A 1,652-nucleotide genomic window follows, 5' to 3' on the forward strand; every position below is an offset into this window, starting at 1 on the left:
TTTTTGTCGGATAAGGAAAGGCGGTGTAGAGCGCGCCAGTGCGCGTTGCCGGCAGCGGCTCGTCATAGAGCGCGCCCAGCACATCCGCTCTGCTGCCGCGCGGCGCGGTTACTGCTGATTTCTTCGTTGACTTACGCATGATCCCTTCCCCCAAGGCCACTCTACCGTCTTCAGACTGCCTGCCGCTCACGCCTGTGCGCCGGCCGCGGCTTCTGGGCCAAAGGCTGTGGATGGCGGTGCAGGTAATCCTCGATCGCGCGCCGCACGACCCAGGAGATCGATACTTCGCCCTTGTCGGCGAGGGCCTGGAGGCGGTCGTAATCGTCGTCGCTTAGGCTGACGGTTAGCCGGGGCCCGAACCTCCTATATCTTGTTGTTGCCACGACTGAATCTCCTATATGTTCTCTGATTGTTCACGGTACACGAATCAGGGAAAATGCGCAACAAACTGATGCAGTTTGCATCAGTTTTGCAGGAGAAACATTGTCCGATCGTTACAAGTGCCTCTGAACGGCGGTCCGGTTTCAAGTTTCAAGTTACGAGCCCGAAGCGATCACGTTGGGCGAGCCACTCCACGGGAAACTTCTGTAGCAAGTCGTCAAGCTGCAGATCCGCCGACTGTCGTCCGCCTAAAATCGCCTCAACGATATCCGGGGCCAGCAACGTTAGCCGCAACACGCGACCCACGTAAGACTCATTAATCTTCTCTGCTGCGGCGATCTCAGCAATAGTAGCGTGGATGCCGCTCTCCAGCATTTTGCGCCAGCGATATGCGCGGGCTATCGCTTTCACCATGGCGCTGTCCACGCGCGCCCGTGGCGGTGTCCATGCGCTGGGACCTTCGGGGGTGATCACGAGCTTGCGACCGCCACGCTGGCGTAAGCGCAGCGGGATTTGGACGAGGATCGTTCCACCATTGTCGTCGCTGTGATCTGCGCCGGTCGTCATGCTGCCCTCCGGGTCGAGTCGGAATCGGCCGGACCGCGCAATTCAGCAACCAGCTGTGTCAGTCCCGCGGTGCGCAGTCGCACATCAAGCCGATCGAGGTGAACGTCGACGCGCTCGACCAGAAGCTGGACGATCCGCATTTGCTCAGCCGGAAACAGTTCGTCCCAAAGCGGATCAAGCTGCTCCAGCGCTTCACGAACCTCGGCTTCAGAAACCTTCTCGGTCGATTGCCGTGCCGCCCGCCAGGTGCGCACGACGATCTCGGGCGCGCGCAGCAATCCGCGCAGCTGGTCAATGACGGCGTTTTCGATTTCGGCTGCCGGCACCCGGCGGACCGGACATGCGGTGGGGTTGCGTTTCAGGACATCGGTCGAAACGTAGTAGCGGTACTGTTTTCCTTTGCGCCGCGTGTAGGCGGGTGACATGGCAACGCCTGTCGGCCCGAAAATCAGGCCCTTCAGCAGAGCGGGCGTTTGCGCCCGAGTGTTCATCGCCCGCTTGCGCGGGCTCTCGCGCAAAATGCCGTGCACGCGATCCCAGAGAGACTGATCGATGATCGCCTGATGTTCACCCGGATAGGCCGTGCCCTTGTGGACTGCTTGCCCGAGGTAAACCCGGTTATTCAGAATCTTGTAGACGTAGCCCTTGTCGACCAGCTTGCCGCCCTTTGTGGTCATGCCCTCCGACCGGAGCGCCACGACCAA

Annotated in this window: 3 protein-coding genes; all 3 read right to left on the reverse strand. The window is 60.5% G+C overall.

What is annotated here, in order from left to right:
* Positions 1-170: 170 nt before the first annotated feature.
* On the reverse strand, positions 171-383 hold the full coding sequence (locus BGN91_RS14915) for a ribbon-helix-helix domain-containing protein (protein ID WP_292614458.1): 213 nt from the start codon (positions 381-383) through the stop codon (positions 171-173).
* A 148-nt stretch (positions 384-531) separates the two neighbouring features.
* On the reverse strand, positions 532-948 hold the full coding sequence (locus tag BGN91_RS14920) for a hypothetical protein (protein WP_292614460.1): 417 nt from the start codon (positions 946-948) through the stop codon (positions 532-534).
* Positions 945-1,652: recombinase family protein (locus tag BGN91_RS14925; protein WP_292614462.1), on the reverse strand; the 708-nt coding region annotated here is incomplete at its 5' end. The genes BGN91_RS14920 and BGN91_RS14925, both read right to left, overlap by 4 nt.

The sequence above is a fragment of the Nitrobacter sp. 62-13 genome (assembly GCF_001896955.1).
Lineage (GTDB): Bacteria > Pseudomonadota > Alphaproteobacteria > Rhizobiales > Xanthobacteraceae > Nitrobacter.